Source organism: Novosphingobium sp. (assembly GCF_039595395.1).
Classification (GTDB): Bacteria; Pseudomonadota; Alphaproteobacteria; order Sphingomonadales; family Sphingomonadaceae; genus Novosphingobium.
This window is the reverse complement of record NZ_JBCNLP010000001.1, coordinates 3,232,574-3,246,507: the sequence shown is the minus strand read 5'-3', so window position 1 is coordinate 3,246,507 and position 13,934 is coordinate 3,232,574. Positions and strand designations below refer to the sequence as shown.

General features: G+C 65.0%; 9 protein-coding genes. 3 read left to right on the top strand and 6 right to left on the bottom strand.

Annotation, left to right across the window (positions count from 1 at the left end; all coding sequences use genetic code 11):
- Positions 1-295 precede the first annotated feature (295 nt).
- A complete protein-coding gene (locus tag ABDW49_RS14885; RefSeq protein WP_343612795.1) occupies positions 296-967 on the top strand; it encodes a PilZ domain-containing protein in 672 nt (223 codons plus the stop codon).
- Between the two features lie 283 nt (positions 968-1,250).
- On the opposite strand, the gene ABDW49_RS14880 is transcribed toward ABDW49_RS14885, so the two are convergent.
- The gene (locus ABDW49_RS14880; protein WP_343612794.1) at positions 1,251-1,445 is read right to left on the bottom strand and encodes a hypothetical protein; all 195 of its coding nucleotides are present in this window, start codon (positions 1,443-1,445) and stop codon (positions 1,251-1,253) included.
- 442 nt (positions 1,446-1,887) lie between these two features.
- Between ABDW49_RS14880 and ABDW49_RS14875 the strand changes: the two genes are divergently transcribed.
- Complete coding sequence (locus ABDW49_RS14875; RefSeq protein ID WP_343612793.1) at positions 1,888-2,418, top strand: phosphoribosyltransferase family protein; 531 nt, start codon at positions 1,888-1,890, stop codon at positions 2,416-2,418.
- Between the two features lie 68 nt (positions 2,419-2,486).
- Here the strand turns inward: ABDW49_RS14875 and ABDW49_RS14870 are convergent, their stop codons facing one another.
- A complete protein-coding gene (locus tag ABDW49_RS14870) occupies positions 2,487-2,990 on the bottom strand; it encodes a hypothetical protein (RefSeq protein WP_343612792.1) in 504 nt (167 codons plus the stop codon).
- Between the two features lie 566 nt (positions 2,991-3,556).
- On the opposite strand from ABDW49_RS14870, the gene ABDW49_RS14865 reads away from it, so the two are divergent.
- Positions 3,557-4,768: an MFS transporter gene (locus ABDW49_RS14865; RefSeq protein WP_343612791.1), complete on the top strand. Its 1,212-nt coding sequence runs from the start codon at positions 3,557-3,559 to the stop codon at positions 4,766-4,768.
- A gap of 3 nt (positions 4,769-4,771) precedes the next feature.
- Here ABDW49_RS14865 and treY read toward each other — a convergent pair whose 3' ends face one another.
- From treY to ABDW49_RS14845, 4 genes are all read right to left on the bottom strand, one after another.
- A complete protein-coding gene (gene treY / locus ABDW49_RS14860; protein WP_343612790.1) occupies positions 4,772-7,153 on the bottom strand; it encodes a malto-oligosyltrehalose synthase in 2,382 nt (793 codons plus the stop codon).
- The gene (malQ, locus tag ABDW49_RS14855) at positions 7,150-9,096 is read right to left on the bottom strand and encodes a 4-alpha-glucanotransferase (RefSeq protein ID WP_343612789.1); all 1,947 of its coding nucleotides are present in this window, start codon (positions 9,094-9,096) and stop codon (positions 7,150-7,152) included. The genes treY and malQ overlap by 4 nt, the downstream gene beginning before the upstream one ends.
- Positions 9,093-10,769: a malto-oligosyltrehalose trehalohydrolase gene (gene treZ / locus ABDW49_RS14850; RefSeq protein ID WP_343612788.1), complete on the bottom strand. Its 1,677-nt coding sequence runs from the start codon at positions 10,767-10,769 to the stop codon at positions 9,093-9,095. The genes malQ and treZ overlap by 4 nt, the downstream gene beginning before the upstream one ends.
- Positions 10,770-10,948: 179 nt before the next feature.
- Positions 10,949-13,909, bottom strand: a complete 2,961-nt coding sequence (locus tag ABDW49_RS14845) for a DUF2339 domain-containing protein (RefSeq protein WP_343612787.1) — start codon at positions 13,907-13,909, stop codon at positions 10,949-10,951.
- Positions 13,910-13,934 lie beyond the last annotated feature (25 nt).

Below are 13,934 nucleotides of genomic sequence, written 5' to 3'. Positions count from 1 at the left end.
AATTTGCCAATATTGCGATTATGGCGGCTTTTGGGCTTGCTTCGTCCAAGCTCTGGCATGAATATGCTGCAAATCTCCACAGCGATTTCATAACTGATTTACCAATGTTGTGCGATTGAGATGGCAGGCATGGTGTGGGCTCCGGCGCGATCGATGGATTGTGGGGCTCGGCCATGATGGCTTGATCCTGCGAATTGGCAGGCAGGCTGCGCTCTGTGCGAGAGCGTTTGACGTGAAGGCGCTCCCCCCGAGCGCTTGTGTGTGAGGTGACGAATTGGCGCAGGAACCTAACTCGATGCGGGAGGCGGCGGCTGATGCCATTGCACAGCCTGCGCTGCAGTCGGGTGCCGAATTGCGCCGCGCTCCGCGCTACACGCTGCTGGTCCGCGCCGCCAAGCTTGTGCTGGATGGGCGCGAATATCTCTGCGTGTTGCGCGATGCCTCCAGCACGGGTGTGAAGGTCCGTATCTTCCATCCGCTGCCGTCCTACGAACATATCGCGCTCGAAACCGCCAGTGGAGAACGCTATCCGATGGAGCTGATGTGGTTCAAGGATGACCACGCCGGTTTCCGCTTCTTCAACGAGATCGACGTGCAGTCGCTGATCGAGGACCGGCGGGAGACCTATCCGCGCCGTCAGATCCGCCTGCGGCTGGAACGCCCGGCGACCATTCATTCGGGCAGCCGCGCCTGGCCGATCCTGCTGCGCGACATTTCCCAGCAGGGTGCCTGCATCGAAACGCCCGAGCGCTTGCTGCTGCGCCAGTTGGTGAAGATCGACATTCCCGGTTTCCCGCAGATTTATGCCAAGGTCTGCTGGCGGCAGGAGCCGCGCCATGGGCTGGCGCTGGAAACCAGCTTCACCATGGATGAGCTGGCGGTCAACATCATGAAGATGCATGAATATCCGCTGGTCGCGCTGCCGGGCGAAACGACCATTGGATCGAATCTACGCGCCGCGCTCTAAGGCGTTTTCCATCCTGTCAGAACAAGCGCTTCCTCAAGCAAAGCGCTGCCGTCTCGTCGGGAGACGTTATAGGAGCGTGAGGGGATAATCCCCTCGCATCTTCTCTTTTTGGGCTGAAAAAGAAAACCCGTCATCAACGTGACGGACTCCACGCATAGTCAAAAAGAAAGGCGGGCAGGGGCGGCGATGATCGCCTGCGGCCCTGCCCCGCACCTCGCTCTTGGCCACATCCGCCTGCCTCTCCCCACCTGCGGATGCGATGCCCCTGTGTTGCGTTAGCCTGTCAGCGAAGCAGAAGCATCGCAAGCAGGCCGCACCACAGCAAGGCGCTGATCGGCAAGGAGTAAACGATACCCTTGGCGATCTGATTACGCTCTTCCGGCGCATCATTCCAAATATGGCTGTTTTCCAGGGGCATGGGATGATCCACGCCTGAAAACCAGCGATCGAACGGTGTAACCGTCAACCGAGTGTTCATGTCTTCGCCCCTCGAACTTAATGGCATTTTTTAAGATTGATTCTTCGAAGTTCGAAGTTTCAACCTCCCCCTGCAATGAATATGTCATACCATCCTGTGATGGGTTTCACAATGTCCTGTGAAAACAAAGGTGTATTTACGCATCTGCGAAATAAATGAGCGCATGCAGCATGGGTTGACCCTCTTGCGAACCCAAATTGCCGTTTCAGATCATGGATTTTACCGCAGGTGCGAGATTTTCTCGCTGATGCGCAATCGCGAGTGCCGCAATCCGTCTGTGATCGGTTGCATTGCAATAGGGCGCGTAACAGGTTTTAACCCGCTCAGGCGTCACGTGGATCGAATCATCGTCCCGCAGGGGCGCCGCAGCAAGCCACGGATTGCCCTGCGCCGCGCCAGCGGCTAGCGCAGCCCCTTTCACCGGCAACACAGGACAGAGGCCATGACCGCCAGCCCCGAACCAGAGCTTTTCTATCTGCCTTACGATGAGTTCCTGGCCGATGTGCGCAAGGTGGCAGAGCGGATTGCCGCCGATGCTTGGCAACCGGACTATGTGGTCGGCATCGGGCGGGGCGGTCTGGTGCCTGCGGTCTATATCTCGCATCAGCTCAACACGCCGATGCTCTCGGTCGACCATTCTTCCAAGGTGCCGGGCTTTGCCGAGGAATTGCTGCGCAAGGTGGCCATGCGCAGCGCCTCGGGCGTGAAGCTGCTGTTCGTGGATGACATCAACGATAGCGGACGCACCATCGCGACGATTCGTCGTATCCTGACTGACCATGGGGGCAATGCCGACAACTGGCGCTTTGCGGTGGTGATCAACAATGCCAGCTCGCAGGTCGAGGTCGATTTCTGGTCCCGCGATATCGATCGCGCTACGGACAAGCGCTGGTTTGTCTTCCCGTGGGAAGCGGTGGGCATGACCAACACCATCGTTGAGGAAGCGCAGAGCGTTCCGGCACGCCTCGCCTGATCTTGCCGTACATGCAAAACGGGGCCGGCCCAAAGGCCAGCCCCGCGCGTTAATCCGGTCAATGGCGATCAGCGATGGCCGCCAAAGCCTCCGTGCCCGCCTTCGAACCCGCCCCGGTAGCCGCCGCCAAAGCCGCCCCTGTCACCAAAGCCGCCATGCGGCGCGAAGCCGGGGCCGCCATGGTCCATAAAGGGCCGGGCGAAGGCATGGCCGTCACGGCTCCACCACGAGCCACCATGCCACGACCAGCCCATGCGGTAGTAATTCTCGGCCGGATAGCAGTATCCCTCATATCCGGGATAGGCTTCATAGCAGGAGGCCGGGCCGCCATAAGGCGCATAGCCGACGGGCTCGGGGGCAGGAACGTAATTGTCCCGTCCGTGATCGGCCAGCGCTGCGCCGACAGCCAGACCGACGATGCCCGCGGCGATGGCGACACCCGCGCCGCCCCCATCACGGTGATAGCCGCCGCCATGCCACGACTGGGCAGAGGCGGGGGTTGCGATCAGGCTCATGGCGGCCGTGGCAGCTAGAGCGGAGCCCAGCGAGATTTTCTTGAGGATGTTGTTCACGATCTTTCTCCGAAAGGCCGAGCGCTAGATCCTGTGTGTCTTGCCGCCGCTGCTTGCCTTGTGAACTTCTTCTAGACGAGTCCTTCTGAATAGGGGTGGAAGGGCGCATGCAGTTTCAATTCAACATTGTATGCCGGGTGTAAAATTCGGTTACAACTTGGGTGGTTCGACAAGCTGAGCGGCCGGACAAGCCGCGTGGAAAAAACAAGCGCAAACGCTTCGGTCGTTGGCGTCCAAGATCTTTCAAGAATGGCGATGGCCACCATGCCTGACGACGATACCCGTTCCCCCAAAGATCGCGCCTAAGCGAACCGCCAAAGGAAACTGCAAGGCGGCAGGCCGCATCTGCAATCCTATGGCCGCGCGCACCGACAGAGCCCTGCTCCTGTGTCGAAAGAGGCGGCCCTTGTCTCGCGATTGTTGCATTTCTTGCACTTCACTTGTTTGCCTTTGCATCACGGGAGGTTTGCCCCGATGAGTTGTGGGGTTTATGCGACGGCTTCCCCCCGATCCATTCGCGACTCCCTTGGGTTCGTTTTGCTCAAGGTCGTCATCAAGGCCCAATCATGTCCAGCTTGATCCCGTCCCGTTTCCCCCTGTCCTCCTCGGCCATGCAGATTCTGCTGACCGTGACCTGCACTGCGCTGGCCTATTTCGCGGTGGGTCTGCCGCTGGCGGTGTTGCCGGGCTGGGTGCATGGTGATCTGGGTTACAGCGCGGTGGTCGCCGGCATCGCCATTTCGATGCAATATGTCGCCACCATCGTGAGCCGCCGCATCGTCGGGCCGATGGCCGATACCTCGGGCCCCAAGGTTTCGATTCTGGTCGGTTTTGCCTGCTGCCTTGCTAGCGGCATCGCAAGCTGCGCGGCCTCTTTCCTGACAGGTATGCATGCGCTGGCGCTGGCGGTGATGCTCTTCAGCCGCATCCTGCTGGGCTTTGGCGAGAGCATGCTGGGCACGGGCGCCATCGCCTGGGCCATCGGCCGCACGGGGCCCGAGCATACCGCAAGGGTCATCTCGTGGAACGGCATCGCCACGTATGGCGGCATTGCGCTGGGCGCGCCTGCAGGCACCTGGCTCTATGCCATGGGCAAGATGAATGCGGTGGGCCTCGCGCTGCTGGTGACCGGCCTGTTCGGGCTGCTTTTCGCCTGGCCGCAAAAGGCCAGCCCGGTGATCCGCGCGCAGCGCCTGCCTTTCCGCGCCGTGCTGATGCGCGTGATGCCCTATGGCACCGCGCTGGCGCTGGGGGCGATCGGCTTTGGTGTGATCTCGGCCTTTATCGCGCTGTATTATGCCGCGCAGGGCTGGTCGGGCGCATGGGTAGCACTCAGCGTGTTTGGTGTCTGCTTCGTGGCGGCGCGTGTGCTGTTTGTCGACAGCATCGCGCGCCATGGCGGATTGAAGATGTCGCTGATCTTCTTCGCGATCGAGACTGTCGGCCAGTTCCTGATCTGGGCCGTGCCGCATAGCTGGGCTGCGGTGGCGGGTGCGGGCGCGGCGGGCTTTGGCTTTGCGCTGATCTTCCCGGCGCTGGGGCTGATCGTGGTCGATCTGGTGCCGGCGCAGAATCGTGGTTCGGCGATCGGTGCCTATTCGATGTTCACTGATGTGGCGCTTTGCGTCACCGGTCCGGTGGCCGGGCTGCTGGCTGCCAATGTCAGCTATGCTTCGCCTTTCCTCTTCGGTGCGGCCGCTTCGCTGACGGCTGCGCTGATGATGGTGGTGCTGCTGCGTGGCGAGCCTGACGATGACCGGGTGACCCAGATCGGTTGAGGCCTAAAGCGACATGACGCTCCACACGCGGTCCGGGAGCAGATCGCGGGCCAGCCAGGCCTGTCCGTCATGATGAACGGCCGTGTCCTCCCACCATTGGGCGGGAGGGCAGGCGCCATCGCTGCCCAGCAGCACTTTGCCCAGCCGGATGGCGATCATACAGCACAGCATCTCCTCGCCATGGCGGCGCAGGAAGGCCACCAGATGGTCGGAGCGGCGTCCGGTGACCTCCAGCGGGTGATAGTCACCTTGCGCCAGCGCATGCCCTCCACGCCGCAGCCTCAGAAGATGGGCAATCAACGCGAATTTCGCATCACCCGCAGGGTCGGACAGCAGTGCTGAACGCCTTGCGAAATCGACCGGGCAGCGGTTGTCGGGATCGACCATGCTGAGATCGGCACATTCGCTGCCCTGATAGAGATCGGGGACACCGGGCACCAGATGATGCAGGGCACTCTGGGCCAGGCTGGCGGCGAGCGCCGGGGCTTTTAGCGTCTCCATAAAACGTGCGAAACTGTCGCGAAACGCGCCATCGCCCAACAAGGCTGCGCTCAGATCAAGGCAGAGCCCCTCATAGGCCTCATCGGGCGCCTCCCATGAGGAGCGCAACCGCGCCTCGCGCAGGGCCTTGCGTTGCCAGTCCTGAAGGCGGCTGAGCAGGTTTTCGTCGAAACTGCCCGCCCATGCGCCGATGAGCGCCTGAAACAGCAGATAGAGATCGCCCGGATCGACACCTTGCGAAACAGGCGCAGCCAGAGCGATCCAGCGCTGTACGGTGTCTTCCCACACGCCAGGGATGGTGCTCAGCACCGACAGCCGCGCCCGCGCATCCGGGCCGCGCTTGTGATCATGGGTGGCCAGGGTCAGCATGGCGTGAGGGTGATGGCGGGCGCGATGCTCGATCGCGCGATGGAAGCCATCGACCGACAAAGCGGGCTGTGCCGGATCGAACCCCACATCATTGGCCGAAAGCAGCGCGCCATGGCGATAGAAAGCGGTGTCCTCCACACCCTTGGCGGCGATGGGGGCGCTTAGCTGCTGGAAACGGCGGACGGCTTTGGCTTTGAGCGCCGGGTTGGCATGCCCGTCTCCTGCCAGCCATGAAAGGATCAGATCGGCGACCCAGCCCTCACCGGGAGGTACGCGCATCGCCTTGCGCGCCGCTTTGCGCCAGGGTGCATCGCCGGGCAGGGCAGCGCTGCCGGTGCCATAGGTGCGATAGGCTGGAAACACCTCAAGCAGCGCTTCGACCGCGCGGCGCAGCATGCCGCGCGTTGGGATATCGCCAGCCAATGCCGCCATGCTGTCGAGGCAGGCATTGAGCTGTCCCTCGAATTGCCAGCACAGCATATCGCGGCGCCCTTGCCTTGCCTCTGCCTCAAAATCGGCGGGGCGCCCACTGATCCGCGCCCAGAGCGTGGCGAGTTGCCTCATACCTCTGGGGTCATGCAGCAGCCCGCTGACCTCGCGCATAAAGTCATAGCCGGTGGTGCCTTCAACCGGCCATTCAGGGGGCAGATGTTCTTCGGTGGCGAGAATTTTCTCGACCACGACATAGGGCACGCGGCCACCTCCGGCCATTTCCAGATGCTGGCGCAGACGGCGGCAATAGGCGGTGGGATCGCTCAGGCCATCGACATGATCGACCCGCACCCCATCAATCAGCCCGCGCGCGAAAAGGTCGAGGATCAGGCCATGGGTAAAGGTGAAGACCGTCTCATCCTCTACCCGCACCCCGGCCAGATCGTTGATCGCGAAAAACCGCCGCCAGTTGAGCCGATCATTGGCCGCGCGCCAGTGGATCAACCGGTAGTGCTGGCGCAGTGTTACGGCCCGGACGGTTTCGGGATCGTCAGGCGATGCCCCATCCGGCACCCCAGGATCGTCGAGGCGCAGCGGATAGGTCACTCCGCCATCCAGTTGCAGGCCTCCCGCCATCAGAGCCAACCGCCCGGCGGCGATGACCTCTTCCAGCGGGCCATCCAGGACCGGTAGAGCTATCGGGCGATCCCAGTCGATATCGAACAGCGCCGCATATTCGCTGGCTCGGCCTTTGGCCAAAACATCCAGCCACAGCGCGTTGCTGTCACCCGCCACGCCCAGATGGTTGGGCACGATATCGACGATCAGCCCCATGTCCCGCTTCCGCAGCGCCGCGACCAGCCTGATCAGCCCTTCCTCGCCGCCCAGCTCGGGGTTGATGCGGCGCGGATCGGTCCCGTCATAGCCATGCAGCGACCCCGGCGCAGCCATGGCAATCGGCGAGGCATAGAGATGGCTGATCCCCAGAGTTGCCAGATAGGGCACCACGGCCTCGGCGTCGGCAAAGGTGAAACCGGCGTGCAGTTGCAGGCGATAGGTGGCGGTGGGGAAGGAAGGCGTCATGCGCGGCGGCTCCGGTCAAGCTGGTCGAGGCGGCGGGCGATGGCGGGCTGGGCGGCCAGATCCTCGAAAGGAGCGGGCAGGCGGCGGCGCCAGTTGGGGTGCTCGTCGGTGGTGCCGGGCAGGTTGGGCTGTTCCTCGAGCCCCAGAACATCCTCGAGCGGAACGATGGCCAGCGCCGAGCCTGCGCTGCCGATATGGGCCAGCGCGGCGTCGACGACCGGCGCAGGATCGTCACGCGCGGGCACAGGGCCGGGCTTCCCCACGGCGGACCATAGGGCATTGCGGTCCACCGCCCTTTCGACCTCGGCCATGGCGAGGGCACGCGGTGTGCGGCGGCCCAGCGCCCGGTCCCAGGCCAGGTCGCGCCCGCGCCACCAGCCTGTGATGGTCGGCGTGTCATGCGTGCCGGTCATCGCCACGCTGGTTTGGGGAAAAGTCCGGGGCGGGCGGAAGGCACCGTCCTCATCGCGCTCGAACCACAACACGCGCATGCCCGCCATGCCGCACGCCGCGATCGCCTCGGTAAAGCCGGGGGGATGGGTGCCCAGATCCTCGGCAATGACGATGGCGCCCGCGCGATGCGCCTCCAGCGTCACCAGACGGAGCAGATCATTCACTGGATAGGATAGATAGGCGCCCTGCGCCGCCGACCACCCCTCCGGCACCACCCAGAGCCGCTCCAGCCCGAAGGCATGGTCGATCCGCACCCCGCCCGCATGGGTCAGCACTGCGCGCAGCATGGCGATAAAGGGCGCGAAGCCGGTGCGGCGCAGGCCCTGCGGCGAAAAGCTGGTCAGCCCCCAGTTCTGCCCCAGCGGGCCAAGCGGATCGGGCGGGGCGCCGATGGTCAGGCCGCGCAACATGGCCTCGCCCATGGTCCATGCGTCGCTGCCGCCCGGATCGACGCCGACGGCCAGATCGGCAATCAGCCCGATGTCCATGCCATGAGCGCGGGTTGCCCATTGCGCCGCGGCCAGCGCGTGGCTTGTCTGCTGCTGGATATAGAGATGGAGGCTGATCTCATCGCCCTGCGTCGCAGAGACCTGCCGCGCGGCCTCGCCATCGGGATCGCGATAGGCGGCGGGCCATTGCTGCCATGGTATGCCTTTGAACTGGCGGTTGAGCACATTGAACAGCGCATGGCGGTGAAGTGCCGGGCCTTGTTCCTCGGCCCATATCCTGAGCTTGTCCCGTTCTTCGGAGGTCAGGCGGGCGTGTGCCGCCTGCATCATGGCGAATTGGCTTGGAACCTGGGTGACCCAGTCGATCAGGCCCTCGGGCGAGGGGCCTTCCACCGGGCAGGCCAGCGCGCCATTGAGAAACAGACGGCTTGACGGGCTGTAGGGGCTGAAGTGCTGGCCATCGCCGGGCAGCAGCGCATGCAGCGGGCTGATCGCCACGGCATCGGCGCCATGGCTGGCGAGCATGGCGATCATCGAGGGCAGATCGGCCAACGTGCCATAGGCGCTGCCCGCCTTGTCCCGCAGCGACGGCATCTGCACCGCCACGCCCCAGCGCTTGCGCCCCGGCGCGGCAATCGGCGGGCAGCAGGACGGGGCCAGCGCCAGAGTGAGCGCATGATCCTCCACCACAAGGCGATGATAGCCGGGCTGCCCGAAGGGTGGCAATTGGCCCTGATGGATGACCAGTGTCCGGGGCTCGCCCTGTTCGGGGTAAAGGTCGGCATGGGTTGCCTGTGCCAGCGCCGGGGGCAGGGTGATGGGGTGGCCGACATCTCCGGACAGAAAGGATGGCGGTGTTTCACGCTCTTCGCGCAACCGGTCCAGACTGAGCTGCTGCTGGTTTTCGCTGGTGGCGGGATAACCCAGCGCGCCCAGCACCGCGCCAAGCACCTCATCCTCGACGTGATGTATCTGGTGTTCGGCATCGCGCCAGCTTCGCGCCACGCCTGCCGCCGCGGCCAATTGGTCGAGCGGGGTCATGCTGGCGCCAGCCATGCGGCAAAGCGCTCGCCCTCTTGCCACAGCAGCTCGCCTTGCGCTTCGGGCAGGACAGGAGCTTCGCCCAGATCGAGTACCAGTGTCAGCACGGCACCATCGCCCAGCCGCCATGCGGCGCACACGGTTTTCTCGCCACTCGCCTCGGCGCCCAAAGCGGTGGTGCCTTTCAACTGCGGCACGATCCGCGTGGCGCGCAGGGCCAGAAGATCGCGATAGAGTGCATCCCAGGCGGCGGCTTCGGGGCCGGGGGTGGGGATGGAGGCGTCAAAGGTGGCTTGCGCATTGGGATCGGGGATGCGCGCCTGGCTGGCCTTATCGGCAAAAGCTGGAAAATGGGCGAACTCGCGGCGACGGCCCTCGCGTACCACCTCGGCCAACTCGTCGTGGAAGTCGGTGAAGAACAGGAAGGGAGACTGGGCGCCCCACTCATCCCCCATAAACAGCAGTGGGATCTGCGGGCAGAGCAGCAGCAGCGCGGTGGCGGCGCGCAGGCGCCCGGCATCGGTCAACAGGGGCAGGCGCTCGCCCATGGCGCGGTTGCCGATCTGGTCGTGGTTCTGCAGGAAGCTGACGAAAGCCGTGGGCGGCAGATGGCCGCTGGGCGTGCCGCGCTTTTTGCCACGCTGATGCGGCGAAGGATCGCCCTGATAGACAAAACCCTGCGCCAGACAGCGGGCCAGCTTTTGTGCCGGGTCTTGCGCGAAATCGCGGTAGTATCCGCTGTCCTCCCCCGTCAGCAGGACATGGAGCACATTGTGGAAATCATCGTTCCACTGCGCATCATAGAGGCTGGGAGCAAGCCGCGCGGCATCATTGTTTTCGTTTTCGAGGATCAGATGGATAGGACGGCCCGGCGCCACTGCTGCCCGCAGATCCTGCGCCAGTTGATCCAGAAAGGCAGTGTTACCAATGGCATGCACCGCATCGAAACGCAGCCCGTCAAAGCGATAGTCCTCCAGCCATTGCAGCGCGTTCTCGCGGAAAAAGCTCGCCACCTCGGGCCGGTCGACCGCCACCGCGCTGCCCCATGGCGTGGGCGCCCCCTGATGCAGGAACTGGGGGGCATAATTGGGGATATAGTGCCCGTCCGGTCCGAAATGATTGTAAACCACATCGAGCATTATCATCAGCCCCAGCCCATGCGCGGCATCCACGAGCGCCTGAAGCTGTCGTGGCGTCCCCAGCGCTTCGGCAGGAGCAAAGGGCAGCACGCCATCATAACCCCAGTTGCGCGCCCCGGAAACCGCCGCCACCGGCATCAATTCTATCGCGGTGATGCCCAGCGACGCGATCCGGGGCAGATCGCGCATCAGCCCGGCAAAGCCGCCGCAGAGCCCGACGTGGACCTCCTGAATGACGGCCTCTTCCCAGGGACGGCCTTGCCAGTCGCGATGCTGCCAGCGATAGGCGGCGGTATCGGTCATCACGCTCCAGCCATGGACGCCGCCGCTTTGCGCGCGGGAGGCTGGGTCGGGCACGGGGCTGCCGTCTTCCAGCAGGAAGCGGTAGCTTGTGCCGGGAGGCGCTTCGGCCTCCAGCGTGAACCAGCCATCGGTTTCGGCCTGCATAGGCTGCGGCGCCTGTCCCTCGATGGCGAGGGCGAGCCGTTGCTGGGCAGGGGCCCAGAGCTGGAAGCGTGCGCGCCCGTTGCTCATGGCGACCGGTCCCCAGCGCCGCATCAGGCGTGGCGCCTTGCTGGGGGAAAGGAGGCGGGATGGGGGGAGGACAGTCTCAAGGGCGTTCCTTCGCGCGAGGCCATGGGGTCTGCGCGAAGGAAATGCCGGACAGGGGATTTGGATGCATCGCCCTGCGCTTAAAGGTGAAATTCTGCCTGCTAGGCTGCCGGTTTGAGGTAACGGCTATAAAGCCAGCCCACCCCGATCAGGCTGAAGCCCAGCGCCAGGAAGGAACCGATCCGCGCCAGCCCCTCTAGCCCGGAGGCGTCGACCAGAAAGACCTTGCCCACCGCCGCCAGCATCAGCACCAGTGAGGCAATGCGCCAGTCGCGCGCTGTCTTGCGGATGCCCCAGACCAGATAAGCGACCGCCAGAGCCAGCGCCAGCAGCGACCAGAGGATGCTCTCGCCCGCGCTGATGGGGTGCGTGGCGGGCAGGCTGCCGGTGAAAAGCTGGCGCAGCAGGCTCGCCGCGAAGAGCGGGATCAGCACGATGCGGGCCCATTCCACGGGCCTTGCGATCAACCCGCTCCGTTCAGGCATGATCCGGCCCGGCAGGGCGAGGCCTGCAAAGATCAGTCCATAGGTAGGCAGCAGCAGATTGGCGATGGGCAGCGGCCCCACGACCTGTTCAGTCCAGAGTGGATCATGCAGCAGCACCGTATAGAGCAGCCCATGGGCCAATCCGGCGCCGATCAGCGCGATCGCCGCGATGGGACGGTGGGCAAAGCGCCATGCAGTAAAGCCCGCGCCGATCAGCAGCGCCTGCCAGACTGTCCTTTCGGCCAGCCCCAGCGTGATGAAGCTGTTCATATCCTTGAGCGCGAAGATCTGTTTGAACAGCACATGCAGGGCGACCACCATCAAGGCGCCCACGACCCCGGCGAGTGGCAGGACAAGCTTGCGCGGCAGGCTCTGGCCCTGCTGGCGATAGAGGGCGGCACCGGCGAGCAGGGCTGGCAGCAGCAGCCGCAGCACCGCCATACCGGATGCGGGCAGGGCGGTGGTCAGCACGGGCTCGCCGACCAGCGAGAGCAGCCCTGCGGTCAGCCACAGGCCCAGCGGCTCCAGCGCCCAGAGCGCGGCCAGACTGCCCAGCATCAGCGCGGCAGGCAGCAGATCGCGGGCGGGGCGGCGGCGCTGCGCCTCGGCCAAGGCAACCAGCGCCAGACCGCAGGCCGGGGCCAGCCATGTCGGGGGGATCAGTTGCGCCAGGGCGCCATAGGCCAGCAGCGCGGCCACTCCTTGCGTCGCCCGGCGCTGCTGCTTGCCTTTCAGCATCAACGTAAAGCCCAGCGCCGAGGCCGCAACCAGCGCCCAGCGGATCAGGGCCTGACCGGGCATGGCGAAGCCGGAGTCCATGGTCAGGCGTTTGAATTCATCCTCGGGCGCGCCGGTGATCGTCAGGGCGGCGATGGCGGTGCCCAGCTCCAGCAGGGCGAAGAGGGACAGGCGCGGGTTGCGGGCGCGGTCGGCCAGCGTCAGCGTAGCGAAGGCAACGGCGGCCAGTGAGGCCGGGGCGCTCCACTCGGGCAGAGCCACCAGCGCGGCGATGGCCACCAGTATGGCGCTGGCGGCGGTCTGCAGGGCGAAGGGATCGCCCTCGGATGCTTTGGCGCCTTGCCATGTCAGCGCGGCGCCCAGCGCGGGCAGGGCGGCAAAGCCTAACGCCAGCAGCGTCAGCTCATGCTCGGATGGGTTGAAATGCCAGCAACTGAGGGCAAGGCCGATCAGCGCGATGGCAGCCAGCGAGGCCGCCTCGGGCAGGGCTGCGGCGCGGCGCAGATGGTACAGCGCGGGCCCGCCATGGATCAGCGCGATCCCGCCCAGCACTGCGCAGAAGAAGCCGAGCGGCGGGTGTGGCCACAGCCCCGCCAGCGCCAGAGCCGTCAGTAAGGGCAGCACCAGCAGCGGGCGCAGCGCGGGGAGGCGGGTGGTCAGCCAGACGAAACCGGCCGACAGCAGGCCATAGAGCCCCCAGGTCAGCGGGGCGAAATCGCCCGTCGCCACCAGAGCGGCGAGTTGCAACGCCGCGACGGTGGCAGCGCCGCCGCGCAGCAAGGTGGTGTGGCGCTCGCTGGCGGCCAGCACCGGCAGGCCAAGGCCCAACAGCAGGATCAACAGGCCGATGCACAGTGCCGACAGCGTGTCGAGGCTGCCCATGGCGATCATCAACAGGCTCCAGCCAGCGCCGCCGATCAGGGCACTGACCCCCAACCAGACCCAGCGCTGGCGGCGCGAGAGCATGGTCAGCGCGGTGACCACCAGCGCGATATAGGCGGCCAGCATCGGCGGATTGTGTGAATGCGATTGCACGAGTGCCGGGGCAGCGAGGCCGCCCACAAGCCCCAGCAGGGCGCTGGGGGCGCCAAAGCGCAGGGCCAGCGCCATGGCACCTGCGGTGACGCAGGCCAGCGCGATGAAGGCGGCCAGTGGTCCGATCAGCCCATAGAGATTGGCGGCGGCCAGCGTGGCAGCATAGAGGCTGCCGATGCCAGCGCCCGCCAGCGCCTGAGGAATGCGCGGATCGGGCACGAGGGCGGGTTTGCGATTGGCCAGTTCCGCCCCGGCGATCAGGCCAAAACCGAAGAGCCCGCCCAGCGTGACACGCACCATGGGCGAGAGCAGCCCGGCGTCGATGGAATAGCGCACTAGGAGGGCGGCAGCGATCAGCAGGGTGATGCCACCGGCCCAGATCGGCAGCTTGCGCCCGAAGAGATCCTCGAAACTGGTACCCTGACGGCGGGGTTTGGGAGCAGGAGCCGGAGTGACGGGCTGTGCGGGGTGGGGCGCGGCGTCCTCGATGGGAAGGGGCATGGCCGCGATTTCGGGCTCCTGGGCGATGTCCAGTGGTTGTGCGACGGGCTGGGGGGCGGGGGCGTCGATGACCGGCTCAGGAGCGGGGGCTAGCCGTTCTGTCATAGATCTGGCTGACAACGGATCTGGCTTGATGCGCCATGAGGTGATGGCGGGTTTGACGGCCGTCTTCGGGGTGTCAGGCTTGACCGCGATGGGCTGGCCTTGTGCCTTCAGGGCTTTTTCCACGGCAGCCAGGCGCTTGCGCGTATCATGCAGCAAGCCGCCCAGAAGGATCACGCCGATCAGCAGAAGAAAAGACATGCCGGTCTCCATCAGAGTCGCGAGG